The following is a 25,574-nucleotide window of genomic DNA, read 5'->3' on the forward strand; positions in this document are numbered from 1 at the left end:
ATCTTTGACCCCTATGTGCAGATTGCCAACCGCGAACGTGACCGCAGCAAGGGCCTGGGCCTGGGGCTGGCCATCAGCAAGCAGGCTTGCGAATTGCTCGGTCTGAGCCTGGGGGTGCGCTCGGTGCTGGGGCGGGGCTCGTGCTTCAGGATCGGGGTGCCCGCCAGCCTGGTGTTGCGCCACGACGGTTCTTGCGCTGCCCCAGGCGCGAGCGTTCAGCCCAAACCGGTGGTGAAGGTCGGCCCCTGGTTGCAGGGACGGCGGGTGCTGCTGGTGGATGACGACCCCATGGTGCAGGTGGCCATGCTGGCCCTGTTGCGGGGCTGGTCGCTGGACGTGCGCAGTGCTACCCGGGGTGACGACTCGGTGCTGGCGGTGTGTGGGAACGACTGGGTCCCGGAATGTGTGCTGTGTGACTTCAGACTGCCTGGTCCCATGAATGGCATTGAGGTGCTGGACTGGCTGCAGCAGCAATTTCCCAAGGCCATTGGTGTGTTGCTGACAGGGGAGTTGATCCAGACCGTTCAGCAGGACGCGGAAGACGCCGGTTATCTGCTGCTGTCCAAACCGGTGGATGCCGAGGTGTTGGCGTTCACGCTCGGGGCCTTGCTGGAGCGTCGTCATGAAGAAAGGAACCCATGAACATTCTGATTGTGGATGACCATCCGCTGACCTGTCAGGGGCTGGCTGCCTTGTTGGCGGCCACCCGGCCACAGGCCCGGATCCAGAGCGCCTATTCGGCCCAGCAGGCGCGCCTGACGCTGCAAAAGCTGCCCGCACCTGAATGGATTTTTTTGGACATCAAGCTGCCCGATGATCCGCAGCACCTGCTGTTCAAGCAGCTGTGCGACTCGCCGTGGATTGACCACACCGTGCTGATCTCGGCTGAGCCAGAGCATCGGCTGATTCGCACCGCGCTGGCTGCGGGGGCACGGGGGTTTATTCCCAAAACGGCCGACCCGGATCTGGTGCTCAGCGGGTTTGAACACATTCTGGCTGGCGAGTTTTATGTGCCCCCCGCCCTGACTGGCCTGCTGCGCGAGCCAGACACGTCTGCGGGAGACAGCCGGGCCCTGTCGCCGCGGCTGCAGCAGGTGCAGGAACTGTTGCTGCGTGGCATGGCCAACAAGGTGATCGCCAGGGAGCTGGGCTTGTCAGACCACACCGTGAAGGAATACGTGTCATCGGTGCTGGCCTTTCACGGCGTGGGCAACCGGCTGGAACTGGTATTGCGTCTGGGTGCCGAGCGCAACAGCGGTGGTAATCTTGCGGCATGAGCCGCCTCAAACAACTCGAAACCTTTGTCAATATTGCCACCCGTGGTGGTTTGACGGCGGCTGCGAAGGCCGAAGGGGTGGCCCCCGCCATCGTCGGGCGGCGGCTGGATGCGCTGGAAGAGCGCCTGGGCGTCAAGCTGCTGGTGCGCACCACCCGCAGCGTCACGCTGACCCAGGAAGGCTCGGCGTTTCTGGAAGACTGCCAGCGCCTGCTGACTGATCTGGCCAATGCCGAGGCCAGCGTCTCTGCGGGTGGCATCAAGGCCACCGGTCATCTGGCCGTCACGGCGCCAGCCGGTTTTGGCCGCCGCCATGTGGCGCCGCTGGTGCCACGGTTTCGTGAACAGCACCCGGATGTGACGATCTCCTTGAACCTGAGTGACCGCGTGGTGGACCTGGCTGCCGAGGGCTTTGACTGCGCCGTGCGTGTGGGGGAACTGCCGGACTCCAGCCTGGTCAGTGTCCGGCTGGCCGACAACCGCCGCCTGTGTGTGGCGGCACCGGCCTATCTGCAGCGCCATGGTTCCCCCCAGCACCCGCACGAACTGGCGCGTTTTGACTGCCTGACCCTGACCCATGATGCGTCACAAACACGCGGCTGGGCGTTTTCCTTGCCGCTAGGTGCGAACGCCGAGGTGGTCTACCTCAAGCCCGGTGGGCCGCTGAGCTGCTCCGATGGCGAGGTGCTGTTTGACTGGTGCCTGGCCGGTTACGGCATTGCCTGGCGCAGTTCCTGGGAAGTGCAGGCCGAAGTGGCCAGCGGCGCGCTGGTGCCGCTGCTGGAAGACTTTGCCGCGCCGCCCAACGGCATCTACGCCGTGTTTGCGCAGCGCAAACACCTGCCGCTGCGCCTGCGCCTGTGGGTGGACTATCTGAAACAGCATTACGCCCAGGCCGGGTTCTGGCATGAGGCACATTGAAACATCGCACGTTGTGAAGAACATCATCATCTGCGCCGACGACTTTGCGGTGAACCAAAGCGCCTCGCTGGGCATCATCCACCTGGCGCGGCTGGGGCGCATCAGCGCCACCAGCGCCATGGTGCTGTCGCCGCGCTGGCCGCAGGACGCGGCCTTGTTGCAGCCGCTGCGCGGCCAGATTGATGTGGGTCTGCATCTGGACTGGACCAGTGACTTTGCCATCACCGCCGGCCACGGTGTGTCCCTGGGCGCCGCCATGCGCCATGCCGTCCTGGGGGGGCTTGACCCCGTGCAGGCGCGCCGGGTGGTGGCGCGCCAGCTGGACTTGTTCGAGGCGCATTGGCATGCCGCCCCCGACTACGTGGACGGGCATCAGCATGTGCAGCAGTTCGCTGGCATTCGCCAGGCGCTGGTGGATGAGTTGACGCAGCGTTATGGCCGCCAGGCGCCCAAGCCCTACCTGCGCATCAGCCGCGCGCCTGCTGGCTTGGCTGATCTGAAAAGCCGGGTGATCGCCTGGATGGGGGCGAATGCTCTTGAAAATATAGCTGTACATGCAGGTTTTGTGCGGGCTAGAGGCCTATTTGGTGTATATAACTTTGGTGTCGACCCAGCCCGTTACGCCACCCTGATGAGGCGTTGGCTGGCGCGCGGCCCCGAAGGCGCCATCCTGATGTGCCACCCGGCCCAGGCCGCCGAACCCGGCGACGAGATCGGCCTGGCGCGCGCCCAGGAATTCGCTTACCTGGCCAGCCCGGCATTTGCCGCAGCGCTGGCTGCGGCCCAGGTGCAGGTGGCGCGGGGCGGCGCTTGCCTCAGTGCCCTGACGGGCTAAGATGACTGTTTGATCAAGTCAGCCTTGTAGACCCCATGCACACCTCCGCACTCGTTTTGTTTTCCGGCGGCCAGGACTCCGCCACCTGCCTGGCCCAGGCCCTGTCCAGATACCAACGGGTTGAAACCATTGCCTTTGACTACCGCCAGCGGCACCACGTCGAGCTGGATGCCCGCACCCAGGTGTTGTCCGAAATCCGGCGCACGTTTCCGCAATGGGCCAGCCGGTTGGGTCAGGACCATCTGCTGGACCTGGCGGTGCTGGGTGAGGTGAGTGACACCTCGCTGACGCGGGATACGGCGTTCAGGATGGAGCAAAGTGGCCTGCCCAACACCTTTGTGCCCGGGCGCAACCTGCTGTTCCTGACGCTGGCTGCCGCCGTCGCGTACCGGCGTGACCTGCAGGTGATCGTCACCGGCGTGTGTGAAACCGATTTTTCCGGTTACCCCGACTGCCGCGACGACACCATCAAGGCCATGCAGTTGGCCCTGTCGCTGGGCATGGACAAACGTTTCCTGATCGAAACCCCGCTGATGTGGATCGACAAGGCCGCCACCTGGGCGCTGGCGTATGAGCTGGGTGCCAAGTCGGGCACGGCTGGTGGTGGTCAGCTGCTGGTGGACCTGATTGTGGAGCACACCCACACCTGCTACCTGGGTGACCGCGAACACCGTCACGCCTGGGGTTATGGCTGCGGCACCTGCCCGGCCTGTGAACTGCGCGCGCGAGGGTATGAGCGCTTTGTGGCCAGTGGGCAGACCAGGCAGATGCAAGCGCCCTGAGCCCGCCAGCGTCTTGACGAGAGGTGGGCGCAGTCAGAGCGGTCGCTAAAATTCATCGGTGAATACATCTTTGACCGAACAAAAAAAGTCCTGGCTGATCCTGCTGGCGTTTTGGCTGTTGCTGCTGGTGCTGGCCAGCTTGCGGCCGCTGGCGGTGCCCGATGAGGGGCGTTATGGCGAAATTGGCCGCTGGATGCTGCTCAGCGGCGACTGGCTGACCCCGCGGCTCAACGGCATCCCCTTCTTCCACAAACCGCCGTACCTGTATTGGCTGGAAGCGCTCAGTGTGGCCGCTTTGGGTGCCAACGAGCTGGCCCTGCGGCTGGTGCCTGCGCTGCATGCTGGGTTGATGCTCAGTGCCCTGTATCTGGCGGCCCGTCACATCAGCACCGAGGTGATTGCCCGGCGCGCGGTCATCATGCTGGGCAGCAGCCTGGGGTTTCTGGTCGGGGGGCAGTACGTCAACCATGACATGCTGGTGGCCACCTGGATCGGGCTGGCCATTTGGGCGTTTGCCTTTGCCTTCATGGCGGGTGACAAACCCCATGCGACGCTGGCGCGGCTGGGGTTCCTGGCGTGTGCCCTGGGCATGTTGAGTAAGGGGTTGATTGGCATTGCGTTGCCCGGCCTGGTGATGCTGGTCTGGCTGCTCTGGACGCGCCAGTTCAGGAAGGTGCTGTATCTGCCCTGGTTCAGTGGCCTGGCGCTGTTCTGTGCCGTGGCGTTGCCGTGGTTTGTGCTGGCGCAACGGACTTATCCGAACTTCTTCAACTACATGTTCGTCGGGCAGCAGTTCAACCGGTACACCGCCGCCAGCTACAACAACCCGCAGCCCTGGTGGTTTTACCTGCTGGCGCTGATGTTGTTGCTGTTTCCGTGGGTGTTTTTTGCGCTGGGCCAGCTGCGTCGGGTGACCACCACGACGTTGGCCACGGCCATTGGCATGCCCGAAGCCTGGTGGCGCCTGTGCTGGGCCTGGGTGCTGGCGATTCTGGTGTTCTTTTCCGTCCCCAACTCCAAGCTGGTGGGGTACATCCTGCCAGTGATCCCGGCGCTGGCCTTGCTGGCGGCGCTGGGCTGGCAGCGCAGCATGGCGCACCGGGCGACGGCCGGTCGGGTGTTTGCCGGGATCGTGCTGCTCAATGTCGGACTGGCCCTGGTGCTGGTGCTCAAGGTCGGGGATGTCACCCGCGCCAGCCGCACCCAGGACATCGCTGGCGCACTGGCGTGCGCCGTGGCACCCACCGACACGGTGTATGTGTCGGACGCCTATCCCTACGACCTGCCGTTTTATGCCCAGACCAGCAAGCCGCTGGTGGTGCTGGAAAACTGGCCGCTGCTGCGTCAGCAGGTGGGGGATGGCTGGCAGCGTGAATTGTTTGAAGGTGCCGACTTTGATGCCCAGGCCGCGCAGGCGCTGCAGCCGCTTGACGTGCTGGCCCGGGTGGCGGCAACGCCCGGCCACTGGTTGGTGACGCATAACGGCAGCGCCCTGACCCACCATTTGCCGGGGTGGACGTTGTATCACCGGGGCGCGGGCTGGTCGATTTATCGTTCGGGCGGGACGCTGGTTGATGATTCAGCGGCGAAACGCCCAGAACCGGCTGAGCACAAAGGTCTGCCCGGCTGCAAAGACCAGCGCCAGAAATAAGGCCAGCAGTGCGGGCAGGCCCAGCCCGCGCAACAACAGCACAAACATCATCTCGTTGCTGGCAAACCCCGCCAGTGCGGTGACGGCAAACCGCTGGAAGCTGGTGGCCACGCTGGTCGCGGCATCGCGGAAACTCAAATGCCGGTGTCCGGCAAAGCTGACAAAAAAGGCGATCACAAAACCCATGGCGTTGGCCAGTTCGGGCCACATGTGGGATTGGGCCAAGGCAAAAACGCCCATATGGGTCAGCGCTGCTGCGCCGCCCACGGCCAGAAACCAGAAGGTGGAGGCACTCACGCGGATGTCAATCGTGACGGCCTGGGGCGGGTGCGGTGGTGCTGCCCAGACCAGTCCCGGTGCGCTGGCTGATCAGGTAGTTGGGCCGCTGCTTGACCTCTTCATAAATGCGCCCGACGTATTCCGACAGGATACCGATCGACAGCAGCTGGATGCCGCTGAAAAACATCATGCCCACCACAATCGTGGCGTAGCCCGGCACGGCGATGCCGGTGATGAAGTATTCGCCCACCACCCAGGCACCGTAGCCCAGGGCCAGCATCGACAGCAAAAAACCGGTGAGGGTCAGGGCGCGCAGCGGCGCGATGGAAAACGCCAGGATGCCGGTGAACGCCAGCGACAGCGAACCACGCAAACCAAAATTGCTCTTGCCATCGGTGCGTGCCAGGGGTTCGTAGTCAATGGCGGTGCTGTTGAAACCAACCCAGGCGTACAAGCCTTTCATGAAGCGGTTGCGCTCCGGCAGGCGCTTGAGGGCGTCCACCACCTGGCGGTCCATCAGCCGGAAGTCTCCGGCATTGGCCGGAATCTGCACCCGGTTGCCCAGGTTGACCAGCTTGTAAAACCAGCCCGTCAGCTTGATCTGCAGCCCGGACTGGTCGTGGCGGGTGGCGCGCACGGCATACACCACGTCGGAACCTGCGCGCCATTTGGCCAGCATCTCCGGCACCAGTGATACCGGGTGTTGACCGTCGCCATCCATCAGCACCACCACATCACCCTGGGCGGCTTCAATGCCGGCGGTCAGGGCCGGCTCCTTGCCGAAGTTGCGCGACAGCTTGAGGTACACCAGCTGTGGGTGGCGCTGGCACTGCTCGTGCATCACGGCGGCGGTGTCATCGCGGCTGCCATCGTCGACCACGATCAGTTCCACCCGCTGGCTCAGGCGGGTCAGGGTGGCCAGGAGGTCGGTGATCAGTTTGCCCAGGCTGCGTGCCTCGTTATAAGCCGGGATCACGCAGGAAATGGAGGGGGACAGGTGTTGACGGGTCAGCATGGGCCGCATCATGCCAAAAGAAAACCCCGCTCAGGGTCACTGGCGGGGTTTTTTTGCACGGACAGGTTCTGAAGGATCAGCCCTTGTTGCTCAAGCACTCTTTCATGAAGGCCTTGCGGGCATCGCCCTTGAGGGCCTTGTCACCGGCTTCCTTGTTGCAGGTTTTCATTTTTTCCTGCTGGGCGGTTTTTTTGTTGGTGGCGGCCGCTGCAGGTTTGGCACCCAGGCAATCCTTCATGAAGGCTTTGCGTTCGTCGCCTTTTTTGTCGCCGGCTTCCTTGTTGCAGGTCACCATCTTGCCTTGTTGGGCCGTTTTGGCGGCGGGGGCGGCTGACGCGGCAGGGGCTGCTTCACCAGCGGCATAAGCGGAGCCCATGGCCAAGGACAGGCTCAAACCCAAGAGAGACAAAAGTTGTTTCATGTGCAATCCTTCATAAAGAGTGGTGAAAAAATCCCGGTCGGGATTCCAACACACAACGCGGACAAAGGCAAACGCGTTGACCGGATGTTGCAAATGAGCCAGCGAGGTGCCAGGGGGCGGGCCCGGCCAGCCCCCTAAAATCGGCCCATGCTGACTGTCAAAACCGAACTCCTTGAAGCCCTGCGCCTTGCGCTGGAAGATTTACAGCCGGGCGCTGGCGCCAAAGCCGCGTTCGAATCCCCCAAAGTGGCCGCCCATGGCGACTTGGCCACCACGGCGGCCATGCAATTGGCCAAACCACTCAAACTTAATCCGCGGCAACTGGCGGAAAAATTGTGCGAGACCCTGCGTGCAGCCGCGCCCTATCAACAGTGGGCCGAGGCACTGGACATCGCGGGTCCGGGTTTCATCAACATCAAACTCAAACCGGCGGCCAAACAACAGGTGGTGCGTGAGGTGCTGACGCAGGCTGACGCTTATGGCACGCAGGCCGACAACGGCAAACGCATGCTGGTGGAATTTGTTTCGGCCAACCCGACCGGCCCGCTGCATGTGGGCCATGGTCGCCAGGCTGCGCTGGGCGATGCCATCTGTCATTTGTTTGCCACCCAGGGCTGGCGCGTGCACCGGGAGTTTTATTACAACGACGCGGGTGTGCAGATCCAGACGCTGACACACAGCACACAACTGCGTGCCAAGGGCTTCAAGCCGGGCGACGCCTGCTGGCCGACTGATCCCGAGAACCCTGCAGCGAAGGCGTTTTACAACGGCGACTACATCCAGGACATCGCCAACGACTTCCTGGCCAAAAAAACGGTCAAGGCGGATGACCGCGAGTTCACTGCCAGCGGTGACGTGGAAGACCTCGAATCCATCCGCCAGTTTGCCGTGGCCTACCTGCGTAACGAGCAGGACAAGGACCTGCAGGCCTTCAACCTCAAGTTTGACCAGTATTACCTGGAGTCCAGCCTGTACACCAGTGGCCGGGTTGAGGCGACGGTAGGCAAGCTCGTGGCCAATGGCAAAACCTATGAGCAGGACGGCGCGTTGTGGCTCAAGTCCACCGACTATGGTGACGACAAGGACCGCGTCATGCGCAAGCAGGACGGCAGCTACACCTACTTTGTGCCGGATGTGGCCTACCACATCGCCAAGTGGGAGCGTGGTTTCCAGAAGGTCATCAACATCCAGGGCACCGACCACCATGGCACCATCGCCCGCGTGCGCGCTGGCCTGCAGGCGGCTGATGTCGGTATTCCGCAGGGTTACCCTGACTATGTGCTGCACACCATGGTGCGTGTGGTCAAGGGCGGCGAAGAAGTCAAGATCAGCAAGCGGGCCGGCAGCTATGTCACCTTGCGCGACCTGATCGAGTGGACCAGCAAAGACGCGGTGCGCTTTTTCCTGCTCAGCCGCAAGCCCGACACCGAGTACACCTTCGACGTGGACTTGGCAGTGCAAAAGAACAACGACAACCCGGTGTATTACGTGCAATACGCGCATGCGCGCATCTGCTCGGTGCTGGCGGCCTGGGGTGGTGAGGTGGCGTCCCTGGCACAGGTGGATCTGGGTGCGCTCGACAGCCCGCCGGCACAGGCCCTGATGCTGTTGCTGGCCAAATACCCTGACATGCTCAGCGCTGCCGCTGAAGGTTTTGCACCACATGATGTGACTTTTTACCTGCGTGAGCTCGCCGCCTGTTACCACAGCTATTACGATGCCGAGCGCATTTTGGTGGACGACACGTCCGTCAAGCTGGCGCGGCTGGCGCTGGTGGCCGCCACCGCGCAGGTGCTGCACAACGGGCTGGCGGTGCTGGGCGTGAGCGCCCCGCAAAAGATGTGAACCCTGACTGTCGACAAAGGCAAGTGATGAAACAACAACGTGGCGGGACTTTTCTGGGCTTTGTGATCGGCATGGTGGTCGGGCTGGGCATCGCCTTGGCGGTGGCGGTCTATGTCACCAAAGTCCCGGTGCCTTTTGTCGACAAGGTCATGAGTCGCCAGCCTGAGCAGGATGCGGCGGAGTCGCGCAAGAACAAGGACTGGGACCCCAACGCCCCTTTGCATGGCAAAAACCCGGCCCGCCCCGTCTCTGCGGTCGAGCAGGTCGCCCCCCCCGCCAAGGCGGATAACACGCCCGCACCCAAGGCAGCAGCAGCCAGCACACCGGCTTCCAAGCCCGCCGCCGCCAAGCCTGAACTCAAGCCGGCGGTGACGGCTGACCCGCTGGGTGATCTGGTCAAGGCCAAAGCCGCGGCCAGCAAGGACGCCGGCGCCGCAGCGTCGGCCACGGCAGAGCCCTTTGTCTATTTTGTCCAGGTCGGGGCGTATCGCACCGCCGAAGACGCCGAGAGCCAGCGCGCCAAGCTGTCGCTGGCCGGGATTGAGACCAAGGTCACCGAACGTGAAACGGCTGGCCGCATGGTGCATCGGGTCCGGCTGGGGCCGTTCGAGACCCGTGAAGAAGCCGAGAAAGCCAAGGCCAAGCTGCTGGCTTTGGGGCTGGAAACCGCCTTGGTGCGTGTGCAGCGTTGAACTTTTGTGCCCAGGCGCGCTCTGACCGCCTGGACTTTTTACCTGGATTGGAGAACAAACAATGAAGCGACGTGATTTTTTGGCCGATGCTGCGGTGTTGGCGACTGGTGCCGCGATGTTGACCCCTGGCTTGGTGCTGGCGCAGGCCAAAGCACCCGTGGCCGGGGTTGACTATGTCAAGCTGAACCAGCCCGCACCGGTGGATACCCCCGCAGGCCGGATCGAAATCATCGAGTTCTTCTGGTACAACTGCCCGCATTGCAATGCGTTTGAGCCGGTGCTGAGCGAATGGGTCAAGAAGCTCCCGAAGGACGTGGCCTTCAAGCGGGTGCCGATTGCTTTCCAATCCAGCTACATCCCCCAGCAGCAGCTGTTTTATGCCCTGGACGCCATGGGGCTGCTTGACAAACTGCATGCCCGGGTGTTTGCCGCCATCCACGGCGAAAAACAGAATCTGAGCAAACCCGAAACCATCACCGACTGGGTGGTCAAACAAGGGGTTGACAAAGCGGCTTTCACCAGTCAATTCGCGTCCTTTTCCACTGTCGCCAAGGCCCGCCGGGCCACCCAATTGATGACGGCTTACCAGGTTGAGGGTGTGCCGGCCCTGGGGGTGGCCGGGCGCTTTTATACCGACGGCTCCATGGCCAAGAGCATGGAGCGGGCGCTGCAAGTGGCGGAATTTCTGGCGGCCGAGGTCCGCTCCGGACGCTGAACCAGCCGCGCTGTGGCGCGAATCAGGACTTTGTGACAACGGGCACAGCCTGGGCGGTGTGCTCGTTACAATCTTCGGCATGTCTCATGCAAGATTCATGCCTTTATGAATAAATATCCTCTTTCGTGCCTGGTCGCCGTTTGGCTGGCATTGGTGGTGCCGTGTGCCCTGGCGGAGAAAGCCGACCGCGACAAACCCATGAATGTGGAAGCGGATGCCTTGCGTTATGACGACGCGCGGCAGATCAGCGTGTTCACTGGCCGTGTGGTGCTGACCAAGGGCACCATCCTGATCCGGGGCGGCCGCCTGGAGGTGCGCCAGGACCCGCAGGGTTACCAATATGGGGTGGTGACCGCCGAACCGGGCAAGCTGGCCTACTTCCGGCAAAAGCGTGAAGGCGTGGATGAGTTCATCGAGGGTGAAGGCGAGACCATTGACTACGATGGCCGTGCCGACACGGTCAAGTTCATCACCCGGGCCCAGTTGCGTCGTTATCAGGGCGTCACGCTCAATGATGAATTCAATGCCGGCGTGATTGTTTATAACAACACCACCGATGTGTTCACCTTGGACGGTGCCCCCGGCGCCGGCAAGAGCAGCAGCACCGGCCAGCCCGGCGCCCCGGCCGGTCGCGTGCGGGCCATGCTGACGCCCAAACCCGAAGCCGCTTCGGCTTCGGCGGCCAAACCGGCCACCCCATTGCGTGAGACCCCCACCCTGGGCGGAGCCAAACCATGACCAGTCCTGACGCTGGGCTGGTTCACCCGCCTGCTGCCCAGGACCAGCTGGCGCGCCTGCCTGACGATGGTGCCCGCGGCCTGCAGGCGCATCATCTGCAAAAGTTCTATGGCAGCCGCAAGGTCGTCAAAGACGTCTCGCTGGCGGTGCGCAAGGGGGAGGTGGTCGGGTTGCTTGGCCCCAACGGAGCTGGCAAGACCACCTCGTTCTACATGATCGTCGGGCTGGTGCGCGCCAGCGCCGGTGATATCACCATTGACGGCCAGTCGATCGAACACATGCCGATCCACCGGCGTGCCCGGCTGGGACTGAGCTACCTGCCCCAGGAAGCCTCGATTTTCCGCAAGCTCAATGTCGAAGACAACGTGCGTGCGGTGCTGGAGCTGCAGCTGGATGAACAAGGGCGCGCCCTGAGCCCGGCCGACATTGAACAGCGCCTGACCGCCTTGCTGCAGGACCTGCGGGTGGAACACTTGCGCCAGTCCAGCGCCCTGTCGCTGTCGGGTGGCGAGCGCCGCCGGGTGGAGATTGCCCGGGCGCTGGCAACCCAGCCGCGCTTCATCCTGCTGGACGAGCCGTTTGCCGGCATCGACCCGATTGCCGTGATCGAGATCCAGCGCATCATCAGTTTCCTCAAAAGCCGAGGGATTGGTGTGCTGATCACCGACCACAACGTGCGCGAAACCCTGGGCATTTGTGACCACGCCTACATCATCAGCGACGGCTCGGTGCTGGCGCAGGGCACGCCGGCCGACATCGTCAACGATGCCGACGTGCGCCGGGTGTATCTGGGCGAACATTTCCGGATGTAGATGCGTCAAGGTCTGTCACTGCGCGTCTCGCAGCATCTGGCGCTCACGCCACAACTGCAGCAGTCGATCCGGCTGCTGCAGCTCTCCACGCTGGAACTGGGGCAGGAAGTCGACCAGATGCTCGACGACAACCCGTTTCTGGAGCGCAGTGCCGAAGAGGCAGAGCGTGAGTCCTTTGGCCTGGCCCAGGCTGACGTGCCGGTCAGTCCGACCGATCGTGAAACTGAATTTGCTATATATTCAGGAGCAAATAACGCAGATTCCACCCGGGCTGGAGCCGAAAATGATGCTGAAGAAAATGGCTGGCAGGCCGAAGATGGCCCAAGCTGGGACGGTGACGGCAGCGTCAGCCTGACGCCCGACGACAGCGAGTGGGGGGGGGAAGCCGCTGCCCGTGGCAATAACCTCAGTGCTGAGGACGAAACCGACGCCACCGAACTGGCGCGCAGTCAGGAGTCGCTGCAAAGCCACTTGCACCGCCAGGCGCTGGCCTTGCGGCTGAGCCCCGAGGACAGTGCGGCGCTGCGCTTCCTGATCGAGTCGCTCAACGACGACGGCTACCTCGAAGACGACTTGGACACCCTGGCGCGGGGGCTGGCCGGTGACGACGCGGACCAGCACGAGCAGCTGGTGCACCACTTCACCGTGGCGCTGCGGCTGTTGCAAAGCCTGGAGCCGGTCGGGGTGGGCGCGCGTGGCCTGGCCGAATGCCTGAGCCTGCAGCTCAAGGCCCTGCAACAGGCCCCTGGATCATTGGCGGACGTCACGCCGCAGGTGGTGGCCGTGGCCTTGCGCATCTGCGCGCAGCCGATGGAGCTGCTGGCGCGGCGCGACATCAAACACCTGGTGCCCTTGTGCCATGCCAGCGACACCGAGGTGCGTTTGGCGATGGCCCTGATTGGCCGGCTGGAGCCCAAGCCGGGGCGACGTTTTGTCGATGTCGAGCGCAACGTGGTGGTGCCGGACGTGCTGGTGGCCAAGATCGGCAGTGGTGCCGCCGCCAGATTCCAGGTGCGGCTGAACCCCGAGGTGATGCCGCGCCTGCGTGTGCACGACATCTATGCCAACGCACTCAAAGGCCACAAGGCCGGCGGCAATGACGCCGCCAACTACGCGGCCCTGCAACAGCGCCTGCAGGAGGCACGTTGGTTCATCAAGAACATCCAGCAGCGGTTCGATACCATCCTGCGCGTCAGCAGCGCCATTGTGGAGCGGCAAAAAAGCTTCTTCATCCACGGCGAACTGGCCATGCGCCCGTTGGTGCTGCGCGAGATCGCCGATGAACTCGGCCTGCACGAATCCACCATCAGCCGCGTCACCACCGCCAAGTACATGGCCACGCCGTTTGGCACCTTCGAGCTGAAATACTTCTTTGGCTCCGGCCTGGGCACCGAGTCGGGCGGCAACGCTTCCAGCACCGCGGTGCGCGCGCTGATCAAGCAATTTGTTGCCGCCGAAAGCCCCAAAAAACCCTTGAGTGACAACCAGATTGCCGACATGCTCAAAGAGCAGGGTATCGAATGCGCCCGCCGCACCGTGGCCAAATACCGCGAAGGGCTGCGCATTGCCCCGGCATCGCTGCGCAAAGCGCTTTAGAAAATCATTGGGGAGGAAAAAGTGAATCAAACCGAACAACAATTTTTCACTGACCTTGAAAAAAAGCTGTGGACCGCCGCCGACAAGCTGCGCTCCAACCTGGACGCCGCTGTGTACAAGCATGTGGTGCTAGGCCTGATCTTTCTGAAATACGTCTCCGACGCCTTCGAGGAACGGCAGAAAGAACTGCGCGAGCAGTTCCAGAACCCCGACCATGATTACTACATGGCCCCGGAAGACTATGCCGACGATTACAAGGGCCACATCGCCGCCGAGCTGGAGGTGCGCGACTACTACACCGAGAAAAACGTGTTCTGGGTGCCGCTAGAAGCGCGCTGGCAAACCCTGCGTGATTGCGCCCAACTGCGGCCCAAAGCCCCGCTGCCATGGAACAAGCCCGGCAAGGAAGAGCCGGAAGAAATGCGCAGCGTCGGCTGGTTGATCGACAACGCCATGGAAGCCATCGAGCGCGAGAACGAAAAAAAGCTCAAGAACGTGCTCAACAAGGACTTCGCCCGCACCCAGATCGACAGCCACAAGCTGGCCGACCTGATCGCCCACTTCTCCGACACCGACTTCAACCGCAAGGAATACAACGGCCAGCCGCTCAATCTGAAAAGCAAAGACATCCTCGGCCACGTTTATGAATACTTCCTCGGCCAGTTCGCCCTGGCCGAAGGCAAGAAGGGCGGCCAGTACTACACGCCCAAGAGCATCGTCACGCTGATCGTAGAAATGCTCCAACCCTTCAAGGGCCGGGTGTACGACCCGGCCATGGGGTCGGGCGGCTTTTTTGTGCAGAGCGAAGAGTTCATCGAACAGCACGGTGGCAAGGTCGCCAACGGAAAAACCGGCCAGATCAGCGTCTACGGTCAGGAGAGCAACCCCACCACCTGGCGACTGGCCGCGATGAACATGGCCATTCGTGGCATCGACTTCAACTTCGGCGGCGCACCGGGCGACACGCTGCTGAACGACCTGCACCCGGACCTACGTGCAGACTTCGTCATGGCCAACCCGCCCTTCAACATGAAGGAGTGGTGGAATGAAAAGCTGGCCAGCGACCCGCGCTGGATCGCCGGCACGCCGCCGCAGGGCAATGCCAACTTCGCCTGGCTGCAGCACATGCTCTACCACCTGGCCCCGGCGGGCAGCATGGCTCTGCTGCTGGCCAATGGGTCCATGAGCAGCAACACCAATAACGAAGGCGAAATCCGCAAGAAGCTGATCGAGGACGATTATGTGGAGTGCATGGTCGCGCTGCCCGGCCAGTTGTTCACCAACACGCAAATCCCGGCCTGCATCTGGTTCCTGACCCGCGACAAACGCAACGGTCTGGCGCTCAACAAGACCAAGCGCGACCGGCGCGGCCAGTTCCTGTTCATCGACGCCCGCCAGTTGGGCTACATGAAAGACCGCGTGCTGCGTGACTTCACGCCCGATGACATCCAAAGGGTGGCTGACACCTTCCACGCTTGGCAACTGGGCGAAGGTTATGAAGACCTGCCGGGCTTTTGCTACTCGGCCTCGCTGGACGACATCCGCAAGCACGAGCATGTGCTCACGCCAGGGCGTTATGTGGGCGCCGAGGAGCAGGAAGACGATGGAGAAGTTTTCGCCGACAAGATGGCGCGGCTGACGACGCAACTGGCAGAGCAGTTTGCGGAGAGCGCCAAGCTGGAGGGGGAGATCAGGAAGAACTTGGCGGGGTTGGGGTATTCGCTATGAATGGCGATGGGAGGCATGAATGGCTTTGAACGTTGAACATTTGCTACGCACCGTGGACACGCTGGAGCAAGCGCTGCTGGGGTTACAGGGCTGCCCTGATACGCAAAGCACGCTGTACGACCTGTACCGCAGCGCGGCGCTGAAAAGTTTTGAGCTGTCGCTGGAAACCGCCGGCAAACTGATGCGCAAAGCCCTCAAAGCCTACGGCGGCAGCCCGCGCGAGGTGGACAAGCTGGTTTTTAACGACGTGCTGCGCGGCTGCGGCAAACATGGCGTGCTGGCCTTGGAGGCGGTGGACCGTTGGCTGGTGTACCGCGCCAACCGCAACAACACGGCACACGACTATGGCGTGGCCTTTGCCAACGAAACCTTGACGCTGCTGCCGCGCTACGTGCAAGACGTGCGGGCGCTGGCCGGGCGCTTGCAAGAGGTGTTTGATGCCGCAGCTTGACCCGGCCAGCCTGCACCTGCGCGCAAGTGACCTGGCGCAACTGCGCCAATTGCTGGCGCGCTACGTACCGCAAGCGCAGGTGTGGGCCTACGGCAGCCGCGTAACCGGCCAAAGCCACGACACCAGCGACTTGGACGTGGTGCTGCGCAACCCCAGCGATTTGAAATTACCGCTGGAAAATTTTTGGGATTTGAAAGAAGCCGTGCAAAACAGCACGATGGCCATTTTGGTGGATTTGCACGACTGGGCGCATTTGCCTGAAGCGTTTCACCGCAATATTGAGCAGGCGTATGTGCAATTGCAGGCCGGCGCGGGGGAGGAGTAAAAAATGGCGCGATGGAAAAAACAAATGGTGGGGACGTTGGGTAAAGGCAGCAGGTTGGAAGGTGAGATAAAGAAAAATTGGGTGGGGTTGGGTTATGAATGGCAGACGTTGACCTTGGCCGACGTTTGTACCGTGATCACCGACGGTGCCCACCAAAGCCCCAAAACTGTGTCGCGCGGCAAACCAATGGCTTCTGTAAAGGACTTGACTAGATTTGGCATCGACCTAACAAGTGCAAGGCATATTGCAACCGAAGATTTTGAGGCATTAGTGAAGCAAGGCTGCAAGCCACACGTCGGTGATGTTTTGATCGCAAAAGATGGCAATAGCGCGCTTGATACCGTTTGTACGGTTGACCATCCTTTGGATGCCGTATTACTGTCTTCTGTTGCCATACTGCGGCCCGATCCAAAGTGCTTGGACTCCGTTTTCCTAAAATTTTATCTTTCTTCGCCGGAAACGATTGATTATCTGAAGAGTAATTTCATCTCCGGCGCTGCGATTCCACGCGTAGTCTTGCGGGATTTCAAGCGGGCGGAGATTCGGCTTCCCAGTTTGGATGTTCAAAGACGGATTGCTAGGGTTCTTCAGTCAATAGACAGCAAGATTGACCTCAACCGCCGCATCAACCAAACCCTAGAGGCTATGGCGCAAGCCATTTTCCAATCGTGGTTTGTTGATTTTGAGCCAGTCAAAGCCAAGATAGCCGCCATTGCCGAAGGCCGCGACCCGCTGCGCGCCGCCATGGGCGTCATCAGCGGAAAACCCGAGGCGCAACTCGACGCGCTGCCGCCCGAGCAATACGACCAACTCGCCGCCACCGCCGCGCTGTTCCCGGATGAGATGGAAGAGTCGGAGTTGGGGGAGATTCCAAAGGGTTGGGAGGTCAGCTGTATTAGTCAATTTGGCGATGTGGTTTGCGGAAAAACCCCATCAAAGGCAAATCCTGAATACTTTGGCGAAGGTATTCCATTCATAAAAATCCCAGACATGCACAACAGCATGTATGTAGTAAGTCCATCGGAGCGTTTAACAGCACTGGGCGCGGCATCACAAGCGAAGAAAACTATTCCCTCTGGTTCGATTTGCGTAAGCTGCATCGCAACAGTTGGCAAGGTTGTCATAACGCACGATCCATCTCAAACAAATCAACAAATAAACAGTATCGTCCCGAAGTTTCCCCAGTACACCGCGTACCTTTACTTTCAAATGACAGAGAAAGAAAAGGAATTTCATGATTTGGCAAGTGGTGGAAGCGCAACTCTAAACATGAACACGTCGACCTTTTCGAAGGTGAGCGTTCTCATGCCTAACTTTGAAATCCTGACGAAATTTAGTGTTCTTGTGGCGCCATTTTTCAGTGAAATATTGTCGAGGCAAAAGGAATCAGCGATTCTTTCAGAGACGCGCGACACCATCCTCCCCAAACTCCTCTCCGGCGAGTTGTCAGTTATCGAGGCTATGGCGGAGGCGGAGGCATGAGCGAGCCCGTCGTGTCACCCGTTGATGTTGTACCCCAGCATTCCAGCGACTACTTCGAACAGATCCCGCAGTGGACCGCCGATGGCAGCATCAAACGCTTTGAGATCATGGCCGATGCCGTCAGCGGGCGCATTCCGGTCACGCGGCTGGAATCCTGGCGCGACTTTACCGATCTGCTGGAGAGCGATTTCTTCAACCGCCCTGGCGTGCAACTGGTGTTTCGCGGGCATCGCCGCTTTGATTGGAGTTTGATGCCCACTTTAGGGCGATTGACCACCAACGGTATCGTCACCGCACAGCTGGCACAAGCGCAGCTGGAACGCTTCAAGCGCGCAGTACGGGGGCGGCTGAACGATGCGACTATGGTGGACGAGGATGACGAACTTTGGTCAGTTGGTCAGCACCACGGCCTGATGACCCCGCTGCTGGACTGGACCTACTCGCCCTATGTGGCGCTGTTCTTCGCCTTTCACAAGGATGACAGCAAGGAAGAGGCTGCCAATCCCTATCGCGCGGTATATGTGCTCAACAAGAGCTTTCTGACCGAGCACGAAGGCGAAACCGGCATCCGTTTATGGGAGCCCCGTCGCGATGATCATGGCCGCTTGGTGAACCAGGCCGGGCTGTTCACCTTTTCACCCACCGACGCCACCATCGAGAACAAGCTGGCCAATGTGCTGGCCGATGACGAACTGTTTGAAGACGAAGAACTACGCGCGGCATCGGAAGACGAGCAACCGGACATCCTGGCCCGCTACATCTGCAAAATCTATATCCGCAACGAAGAACGCGATGCTTGCCTGCGCCACTTGCGGCGCATGAACGTGCACCACGCCAGCTTGTTTCCCGATTTGCTGGGTGCGTCTGAATACTGCAATGTCATCACCACAGAAGCCGAGATGGCGGCGGCGGTTCAACAGCGCGGAAAGCACCACGAGGTCACGATCACGGAGAGCGTGACGGCAACCGATCAGGTGGATGCGGAAGTGACGCTGTCTTCTGCAAGCACTGCCACGCTCAGCAGCATCGAAGACGTGCTGCGGCAGCCTGCCGGCGCGGAGCAAGTGGAACCAGGCCGCATCGCATTGATGGCCGAAGAACTGGCGGCCTCCATTGCCAAGAACAAGGTGGTGGACTGGGAAACCCGCGATGCCGTGCATGCTCGGCTACGCAACGTGGTAAGGGTGGTGTTGCGCAAATACGGCTACCCGCAGGTGCTGCGGGAACAGGTGGCTGAGCAGATGCTGGTCTTGGCTAAATTGACTGATGGAGGTGATGGGCAATGATCAATCAAATCAAACTCGACAATTTTGGGCCCCTCAATGGCATCAATTGGTCGACACTCGGCAAGATCAATCTGGTCATTGGCGGCAATGGCAGCGGCAAGACGTTTTTGCTCAAGGCCATCTACAGCAGCCTGCGCACGCTGGAAGAATACAAACGCGGTGACGAGCAACGGTCAGCGTCCGATATTTTGGCCGACAAGCTGTATTGGACGTTTCAGGCTGAAAAAATTGGCGACCTGGTTAGCAAGGGGGCTGATGCGCCCTTGTCGAGCGCGCTCATCATCGACAACAAGGGCTTCTCCTACAGTTTTGGCAAGGACACCAGCAAGCAGATCTCCAGCTTGGAAAATCACGTGACACCTCGTGCCAGCAACTCGGTCTTCTTACCGGCCAAGGAAGTGTTGTCGCTGCACCAGATCATTTTGAAGTCGCGCGAGCAGGACAAGGTCTTTGGTTTTGATGACACCTACTTCGACCTCGCCAAAGCGCTGCGTATCTCGACCAGCAGAGGCAGAAACTACGAAGAATTTTCCAAATCACGTCGTCAACTTGAGGACATCCTTGGCGGCGTGATCGAGTACGACGAGCCATCTGGCCGCTGGTTGTTCGTCAAGGGCCGCCACAAATTTCCCATCGGGGTTACGGCGGAAGGTATCAAGAAAATTGCCATCCTCGACACACTTCTGGGCAATCGCTATCTGGATACCAACTCTGTGGTACTGATCGATGAGCCTGAATCGGCCTTGCACCCTACTGCTATTTCGCAACTGCTGGGCATCGTAGCGATGCTGGCTGAGCGCGGCATCCAGTTCTTCATGGCCAGCCACTCCTATTTTGTGGTCAAGAAATTGTTTCTGATCGCCCAGGAGCGCGACTGGTCAATCCCCGTGATTTCTGCCGCCGGCAACGATTGGGCATGCGATGACCTGAAGAACGGCATGCCGGATAACCCCATCATTGCCGAGTCGATTCGCCTCTACCAGCAGGAAGTGGAGTTGGCCCTGAAATGACCACGGAAGCCATCATCGAATCAGGGATGAGGTTTGGCCCTTATCCGGCTGGACAGTGCTTTTACATCGAGAAGAGCGCGTGCTACGAGAAGGTTCAGGAAGGAGTGCAGATGGCGGAGTTCTTGTTGCTGAAACAGCAGCAACAAGGGCCCACAGTGTGGGTGGTTGAAGCCAAGTCCAGCAGCCCAAGACCAGAGACGCAGCCCAACTTTGCGGAGTTCATCGACGAAATCCGCACCAAGCTCACCAACGGCTTTTTGTTGGCGGTCGCCGCCCGACTGCAACGCCATCCGGCAGCGGAAAACGAACTGCCGGACGCTTTCAAAACGCTCGATTTGAAGGCTCGGGGGTTCCGCTTCGTGCTGGTCATCAACGGGCACAAGCAGGAGTGGCTGGAACCTCTGCAAAGTGCGTTGGTACAGGCCTTGAAGCCAGTCGTGAAAACGTGGGCACTCCCCGCCACTTCCGTCGCGGTACTGAACCATGAATTGGCGGCGAAACATGGTTTGATTTTTTCAAGACGGGACGAGACGTCATGACACAAATCCGAAAGCTAACCGTAACAGGTTACAAGTCGATCAAGGCTCTTGAAGATTTTGAATTGAACTCGCTCAATGTACTAATTGGTGCAAACGGCGCGGGAAAGAGTAATTTCATCAGTATCTTCCGCCTGCTCAATGAAATATATGAGCAGCAACTCCAACTCTATATTCAAAAACAGGGCGGGCCTGATGCCTTACTGCATTTTGGTCGCAGCGCCACAGAACGCTTACACGCGGAGTTTTATTTTGCCAATAACGGCTACAAATTCGACTTGGTGCCCACCTTGGACAATCGGCTGATTTTTGAAAGTGAAATTAGCTGGTTTGGTGGCGTGTATCGCCCAACATCTTCTAGCGTTGTTCTTGGCAGAACTCACGCCGAGTCAAAGCTGAAAGAGGCGAAAGATAACTATTCCCCCTACGTCCGCCCCGCAATCAGCAGTTGGCGGGTTTATCACTTTCATGACACCAGTGAAACGGCTAAGGTCAAGCGACAGCACGCTACCAATGACAACCTTCGGCTGAAGGTTGATGCTGCAAACCTTGCAGCTTACCTAAGGATGCTGAGCGAGAAACACCCCAGTGAATATGCACGGATCGTCGAAACCATTCGATTGGTTCTACCGTTTTTTGATGACTTTGTGCATCGTCCAGGCGAACCGGAGTATGTGGAGCTGGAATGGGTTCAAAAGGGTCGGCCAGATACACCGCTTAAAGCACACATGCTGTCGGATGGGAGCCTGCGGTTTATCTGCCTTGCGACACTACTGCTTCAGCCGGTGGCCTTGCTGCCCGACACCATCCTGATCGACGAGCCGGAACTGGGGCTGCACCCCTACGCTATCAACATCCTGGCAGACATTTTCAAGCAGGTGGCAGAGGACAAGCAGTTGATTGTTTCCACGCAGTCGGTGGAGCTGATCAACGAACTTTCACCTGACGACGTGATTGTGGTGGATCAAGACAATGGTGCCTCGACCTTTAAACGCTTGAACGAAACAGAATTGGTCGACTGGCTGCAGGACTACGCGTTGGGCGAACTATGGAAGCGCAATATCCTTGGTGGGAGACCCTGATATGCGAGAAGTCATTGTTTTTGCAGAAGGCCCGACCGAAGAGCGCTTTATCAAGCAGGTCGTGGCACCCGCACTGCATGGATTGCAGATTTTTCTGAAACCGCAGCTACTGAAAACCTCGCAATCTGGTAAGGGTGGTGCGTTGAGCATTGACCGGTTTCTGCTTAATGCCCGCAATACTTTGAAGCAGAGACCGGATGCAGTGCTCTCTTCCTTCATTGACCTGTACGGACTGGACACGGATTTCCCCGAGTTTGAGGGAAGTAAAAAACTGGCGGATGTGCATCAACGCGTTGCCTTGCTTGAACAGGCTTTGCACCGCGCGGTGGTTCAACATGTTGGCTGCCGTGCCGACCGGTTTGTGCCGCACATTCAGCCATACGAATATGAGGGCTTGCTGTTTTCGGATGTTGATGCGTTGGCTGCGACAGAACCCACATGGGGTAAGGCCTTGGGTGCGCTCCGAAAGGTACGGGGCTTGTTCGATAGCCCCGAGCACATCAACGACGGCTATGAAACCAAGCCATCCAGGCGACTGGAAGACCTGCTGCATCCCAAATACAAGAAAACAACCCACGGCCCACGGGCAGCGGCACACATTTCGCTGGAAACCATGGAGCGTGAGTGTGCCCACTTTCATGGCTGGATGAATCGTTTGCGCGGGTTGGCACAGCCATGATGAACGAACAACAACTCGAAGACTTGTGCATTGGCTGGTTTCAGGAAACTGGCTGGCAGTTCGTGCACGGGCCGGATATCGCGCCCGACGGTGCAAATCCGGAGCGGGCCGATTACCGGCAGGTGATCCTGCGTGACCGGCTGTTGGCAGCACTGGCGCGCATCAACCCTCACATTCCCTCCGCATCGCTGGAGCAGGCTGCACACATAGTGCAAACCATCAGCGAGCCGCAGGCCGTGGTGCGCAACCGCAGCTTTCACCGGCTGCTGCTCTCGGGCGTGGCTATGGAGTTTTCGGTAGGGGACGAAAAGAAAGCCGATCTGGTGCACCTGATCGATTTCGCCAACCCGCAGCACAACGAATTTCTGGTCATCAACCAGTTCACGGTTTCCGGCACCAAGCAGCCTCGGCGACCAGACCTCGTGGCCTTCATTAATGGCCTGCCGCTGGCGGTGATCGAGCTGAAGAACCCGGCCAACGAACAGACCGACATCTGGGATGCCTTCAACCAGCTGCAAACCTACAAGGACGAAATCAGCGACCTGTTCAACAGCAATGAGGCGCTGGTGGTCAGCGATGGCTGGACGGCGCGGGTGGGCTCGCTTACCGCCAATGCCGAACGCATGCTGCCCTGGCGCACCATCGCCAACGAAGATGACCGGCCCCGCCTGCAATTGGAGCTGGAGACCGTGGTGCGCGGCTTTTTCCAGCCTACGCTGTTCCTCGATTACATCCGTCACTTCGTGCTGTTCGAGCAGGATGGTGATGCGGTGATCAAGAAAATCGCGGGCTATCACCAGTTCCATGCCGTGCGTGAAGCGGTGAGCGCCACGGTGATTGCGGCTAGTTCGCCCGACAAGGGGCTACTGGAGGTGCGGGAAGAGCGCGCCACTTATGGCAAAGAGGTGAAGCCGGGTTCACGCAAGGCCGGTGTGGTGTGGCACACGCAGGGCTCGGGCAAGAGCATCACCATGGCCTGCTACGCAGGCAAGCTGCTGCAACAGCCGGAGATGAAGAACCCCACGCTGGTAGTGGTGACGGATCGTAACGATCTGGATGGCCAGTTGTTTGCCACTTTCTGCGCGGCCAGTGATTTGCTGAAGACCACGCCATTACAGGCGGGCAGCCGCGATGAGTTGCGCGAGATGCTGGCCTCGCGTCAGGCGGGCGGCATCATCTTCACCACGGTGCAAAAGTTTGCCCTGCTGGATGAGGAAGACGAACACCCGCTGTTGTCCGACCGAGCCAATATCGTGGTCATCTCGGATGAAGCGCACCGCAGCCAGTATGGCACCAAGGGGCGTTTCGATGAGAAGGCAGGCAAGTATGTGTTCGGCTATGCCAAACACCTGCGCGATGCCCTGAAGAATGCCACCTTCATCGGCTTCACCGGCACGCCGATTGCCTTGGAAGACAAGGACACGCGCGCGGTGTTTGGCGACTACGTCAGCATCTATGACATTCAGGATGCCGTGGACGATGGCGCCACGGTGCCAATCTACTACGAAAGCCGGCTGGCCAAGCTGGATGTGAGGCAGGCCGAGATCGACGCACTCAACGAGCAGGTCGATGAGGTGGTGGAAGACGAGGAGGACATTGCCAGCCGCGAGAAAACCAAGAGCGAATGGGCCGCGTTGGAAAAGCTGGTGGGAGCCGAGCCGCGTCTGGCACAAGTGGCCAAGGACCTGGTTGAACACTTCGAAACCCGCAGCGCAACGCTGGATGGCAAGGCCATGATCGTGTGCATGAGCCGCGACATCTGTGCCCAGCTTTACAAGGCCATCGTCACCTTGCGTCCAGACTGGCACGACGACGATCCGGAAAAAGGCGTCATCAAGGTGGTGATGACCGGTTCAGCGGCCGACAAGGAATTGCTGCAACCGCACCTGTACAGCAAGCAGGTGAAAAAGCGACTGGAGAAGCGCTTCAAGGATGCCAAGGACCCGCTAAAGCTGGTGATCGTGCGCGACATGTGGCTGACCGGCTTTGATGCGCCGTGCTGTCACACCATGTATGTGGACAAGCCCATGAAGGGCCACAACCTGATGCAGGCCATTGCACGGGTGAACCGCGTTTTCAAGAACAAGCCGGGCGGCCTCGTGGTGGACTACATCGGCATCGCCAACGAACTGAAGGCCGCACTCAAGACCTACACCGAAGCCAAGGGCAAAGGTGACCCCACGCACAACGCCGCCGAAGCGCTGGCTGTGTTGCTCGAGAAGATGGACATCGTGCGCGGCATGATGCACGGCTGCGACTACAGCGGTTTTGAAACCAAGGCGGCGGCCTTGTTGGTGCCCTGTGCCAACCATCTGCTGGGTTTGAAGGATGGCAAGCAGCGCTTTCTGGATACGATGGTGGCTGTAGCCAAGGCCTATTCGCTGTGCGGCACGCTGGACGAGGCCACAGCGCTGCGCAAGGAGATCGCTTTCTTCTCGGCCATCAAGGCGGCCATCACCAAGTTCACCACGGTGGACAAGAAACGATCCACCGAAGAGAAAAACAGTGCGCTGAAACAAATCCTGGACAACGCCATCGTTGCCGACGGTGTAGCCGATATTTTCGCGCTGGCGGGGCTCGACAAGCCGAACATGGGTCTGCTGTCGGACGAGTTCCTTGAAGACGTGCGCCAGATGGAAAGCCGCAACCTGGCCGTGGAATTGCTGGAAAAACTGCTGCGCGACGAGATCAAGGCACGGGCGCGCAACAACGTGGTGCAGGAGAAGAAATACGGCGACCGTCTGCTGGAAACCCTGCGCAAGTATCACAACCGTGCCATCGAGACTGCACAGGTCATTGAGGAACTGATCCAGATGGCCAAGGAATTCCAGGCCGTGCTGGAGCGCGAAGACGCTCTGGGATTGGGTCAGGACGAAATTGCCTTCTATGACGCACTGGCCAACAACGAAAGCGCGGTCCGTGAGTTGGGTGATGACATCCTGAAGAAGATCGCCATCGAGATCACAGAAAAGTTGCGGGCCAGCACGACGGTCGATTGGCAGGTGCGAGAGAGTGTCCGGGCGCGGCTTCGGATTTTGGTTCGACGGACTCTTCAGAAGTGGAAGTACCCACCTCCAGGCCCGGGTGAAGAAGATGCTGTGGAATTGGTGCTTAAACAGGCGGAATCGCTGTCCAACGTCTGGTCAAACTAACATGCTGAATAAGGATTACTTGTGAACCAACTCCAACTCTTCCTCCCCTGCGCCGCTGGTGTAGAGGACTACTTGGCCCCCGAGGTGCTGCGCATCACCGGCCTGCCGCCGGGCTGCATCACCAAGCAACGCGGCGGCGTGGCGGTGCGCACCTCGTTTGCCCAGGCCATGCTGCTCAACCTCTACAGCCGGCTGGCCCAGCGGGTGCTGGTGTTGCTGAGTTACACCGAATACCGCTCCGAGCAGGACCTGTACCGCGCCGCCT

26 protein-coding genes are annotated in these 25,574 nt (G+C 60.0%); 23 read left to right on the forward strand and 3 right to left on the reverse strand.

Annotated features, from left to right (window positions below; translation table 11 throughout):
* The 6 genes from PHW99_RS11370 to PHW99_RS11395 form a co-directional block, all read left to right on the forward strand.
* On the forward strand, positions 1-642 hold a 642-nt coding region (locus PHW99_RS11370), incomplete at its 5' end, for a response regulator (RefSeq protein ID WP_300177231.1).
* Positions 639-1,277 carry a response regulator transcription factor gene (locus PHW99_RS11375; RefSeq protein ID WP_300177235.1) on the forward strand — a complete coding sequence of 213 codons (639 nt, stop codon included), beginning with the start codon at positions 639-641 and terminating at the stop codon, positions 1,275-1,277. The genes PHW99_RS11370 and PHW99_RS11375, both read left to right, overlap by 4 nt.
* Positions 1,274-2,197 carry a LysR family transcriptional regulator gene (locus tag PHW99_RS11380; protein ID WP_300177238.1) on the forward strand — a complete coding sequence of 308 codons (924 nt, stop codon included), beginning with the start codon at positions 1,274-1,276 and terminating at the stop codon, positions 2,195-2,197. Before PHW99_RS11375 ends, PHW99_RS11380 begins: the two co-directional genes overlap by 4 nt.
* A 13-nt stretch (positions 2,198-2,210) precedes the next feature.
* On the forward strand, positions 2,211-3,032 hold the full coding sequence (locus PHW99_RS11385) for a ChbG/HpnK family deacetylase (RefSeq protein WP_300177241.1): 822 nt from the start codon (positions 2,211-2,213) through the stop codon (positions 3,030-3,032).
* A 35-nt stretch (positions 3,033-3,067) separates the two neighbouring features.
* Positions 3,068-3,814 carry a 7-cyano-7-deazaguanine synthase QueC gene (queC, locus tag PHW99_RS11390; RefSeq protein ID WP_300177244.1) on the forward strand — a complete coding sequence of 249 codons (747 nt, stop codon included), beginning with the start codon at positions 3,068-3,070 and terminating at the stop codon, positions 3,812-3,814.
* A gap of 70 nt (positions 3,815-3,884) precedes the next feature.
* Entirely contained in the window at positions 3,885-5,465 is a 1,581-nt protein-coding gene (locus PHW99_RS11395) for a glycosyltransferase family 39 protein (RefSeq protein WP_300177247.1), read from the forward strand.
* Here the strand turns inward: PHW99_RS11395 and PHW99_RS11400 are convergent.
* The 3 genes from PHW99_RS11400 to PHW99_RS11410 all read right to left on the reverse strand — a co-directional run bounded on the left by PHW99_RS11400 (position 5,394) and on the right by PHW99_RS11410 (position 7,180).
* Entirely contained in the window at positions 5,394-5,762 is a 369-nt protein-coding gene (locus PHW99_RS11400; protein ID WP_300177250.1) for a GtrA family protein, read from the reverse strand. The two genes, PHW99_RS11395 and PHW99_RS11400, sit on opposite strands and share 72 nt — an antisense overlap.
* A gap of 7 nt (positions 5,763-5,769) precedes the next feature.
* Positions 5,770-6,759, reverse strand: a complete 990-nt coding sequence (locus PHW99_RS11405) for a glycosyltransferase family 2 protein (protein ID WP_300177254.1) — start codon at positions 6,757-6,759, stop codon at positions 5,770-5,772.
* A gap of 76 nt (positions 6,760-6,835) precedes the next feature.
* Positions 6,836-7,180, reverse strand: a complete 345-nt coding sequence (locus tag PHW99_RS11410) for a PsiF family protein (RefSeq protein WP_300177257.1) — start codon at positions 7,178-7,180, stop codon at positions 6,836-6,838.
* A 147-nt stretch (positions 7,181-7,327) separates the two neighbouring features.
* Between PHW99_RS11410 and argS the strand changes: the two genes are divergently transcribed.
* From argS to PHW99_RS11495, 17 genes are all read left to right on the forward strand, one after another.
* Positions 7,328-9,025, forward strand: a complete 1,698-nt coding sequence (gene argS, locus PHW99_RS11415; protein WP_300177260.1) for an arginine--tRNA ligase — start codon at positions 7,328-7,330, stop codon at positions 9,023-9,025.
* Between the two features lie 26 nt (positions 9,026-9,051).
* Positions 9,052-9,717 carry an SPOR domain-containing protein gene (locus PHW99_RS11420; protein WP_300177263.1) on the forward strand — a complete coding sequence of 222 codons (666 nt, stop codon included), beginning with the start codon at positions 9,052-9,054 and terminating at the stop codon, positions 9,715-9,717.
* 61 nt (positions 9,718-9,778) lie between these two features.
* The gene (locus tag PHW99_RS11425) at positions 9,779-10,432 is read left to right on the forward strand and encodes a thiol:disulfide interchange protein DsbA/DsbL (protein WP_300177266.1); all 654 of its coding nucleotides are present in this window, start codon (positions 9,779-9,781) and stop codon (positions 10,430-10,432) included.
* A gap of 105 nt (positions 10,433-10,537) precedes the next feature.
* On the forward strand, positions 10,538-11,170 hold the full coding sequence (lptA, locus tag PHW99_RS11430) for a lipopolysaccharide transport periplasmic protein LptA (protein ID WP_300177269.1): 633 nt from the start codon (positions 10,538-10,540) through the stop codon (positions 11,168-11,170).
* Positions 11,167-11,982, forward strand: a complete 816-nt coding sequence (lptB, locus tag PHW99_RS11435) for an LPS export ABC transporter ATP-binding protein (RefSeq protein ID WP_300177272.1) — start codon at positions 11,167-11,169, stop codon at positions 11,980-11,982. Before lptA ends, lptB begins: the two co-directional genes overlap by 4 nt.
* A complete protein-coding gene (gene rpoN, locus PHW99_RS11440; protein ID WP_300177275.1) occupies positions 11,983-13,578 on the forward strand; it encodes an RNA polymerase factor sigma-54 in 1,596 nt (531 codons plus the stop codon).
* A 21-nt stretch (positions 13,579-13,599) separates the two neighbouring features.
* Positions 13,600-15,306 (forward strand): class I SAM-dependent DNA methyltransferase, encoded by a 1,707-nt coding sequence (locus tag PHW99_RS11445; RefSeq protein ID WP_300177278.1) that lies wholly within the window; start codon positions 13,600-13,602, stop codon positions 15,304-15,306.
* Between the two features lie 19 nt (positions 15,307-15,325).
* On the forward strand, positions 15,326-15,757 hold the full coding sequence (locus PHW99_RS11450; RefSeq protein ID WP_300177281.1) for a nucleotidyltransferase substrate binding protein: 432 nt from the start codon (positions 15,326-15,328) through the stop codon (positions 15,755-15,757).
* Positions 15,744-16,082 carry a nucleotidyltransferase domain-containing protein gene (locus tag PHW99_RS11455; protein WP_300177284.1) on the forward strand — a complete coding sequence of 113 codons (339 nt, stop codon included), beginning with the start codon at positions 15,744-15,746 and terminating at the stop codon, positions 16,080-16,082. Before PHW99_RS11450 ends, PHW99_RS11455 begins: the two co-directional genes overlap by 14 nt.
* Positions 16,083-16,085: 3 nt before the next feature.
* Positions 16,086-17,564: a restriction endonuclease subunit S gene (locus PHW99_RS11460; RefSeq protein WP_300177287.1), complete on the forward strand. Its 1,479-nt coding sequence runs from the start codon at positions 16,086-16,088 to the stop codon at positions 17,562-17,564.
* Positions 17,561-18,850, forward strand: a complete 1,290-nt coding sequence (locus PHW99_RS11465) for an FRG domain-containing protein (RefSeq protein ID WP_300177290.1) — start codon at positions 17,561-17,563, stop codon at positions 18,848-18,850. Before PHW99_RS11460 ends, PHW99_RS11465 begins: the two co-directional genes overlap by 4 nt.
* On the forward strand, positions 18,847-19,860 hold the full coding sequence (locus tag PHW99_RS11470; protein ID WP_300177293.1) for an ATP-binding protein: 1,014 nt from the start codon (positions 18,847-18,849) through the stop codon (positions 19,858-19,860). Before PHW99_RS11465 ends, PHW99_RS11470 begins: the two co-directional genes overlap by 4 nt.
* On the forward strand, positions 19,857-20,399 hold the full coding sequence (locus PHW99_RS11475; RefSeq protein ID WP_300177296.1) for a hypothetical protein: 543 nt from the start codon (positions 19,857-19,859) through the stop codon (positions 20,397-20,399). Before PHW99_RS11470 ends, PHW99_RS11475 begins: the two co-directional genes overlap by 4 nt.
* Positions 20,396-21,478 carry an AAA family ATPase gene (locus PHW99_RS11480; RefSeq protein ID WP_300177299.1) on the forward strand — a complete coding sequence of 361 codons (1,083 nt, stop codon included), beginning with the start codon at positions 20,396-20,398 and terminating at the stop codon, positions 21,476-21,478. Before PHW99_RS11475 ends, PHW99_RS11480 begins: the two co-directional genes overlap by 4 nt.
* Before the next feature lies 1 nt (position 21,479).
* Positions 21,480-22,157 carry a DUF4276 family protein gene (locus PHW99_RS11485; RefSeq protein WP_300177302.1) on the forward strand — a complete coding sequence of 226 codons (678 nt, stop codon included), beginning with the start codon at positions 21,480-21,482 and terminating at the stop codon, positions 22,155-22,157.
* A complete protein-coding gene (locus tag PHW99_RS11490; RefSeq protein WP_300177308.1) occupies positions 22,157-25,309 on the forward strand; it encodes a type I restriction endonuclease subunit R in 3,153 nt (1,050 codons plus the stop codon). Before PHW99_RS11485 ends, PHW99_RS11490 begins: the two co-directional genes overlap by 1 nt.
* 21 nt (positions 25,310-25,330) lie before the next feature.
* The coding region (locus PHW99_RS11495; protein ID WP_300177305.1) for a THUMP domain-containing protein at positions 25,331-25,574 on the forward strand (244 nt) is incomplete at its 3' end.

The sequence above is a fragment of the Rhodoferax sp. genome (assembly GCF_028689305.1).
Classification (GTDB): Bacteria; Pseudomonadota; Gammaproteobacteria; order Burkholderiales; family Burkholderiaceae_C; genus Rhodoferax.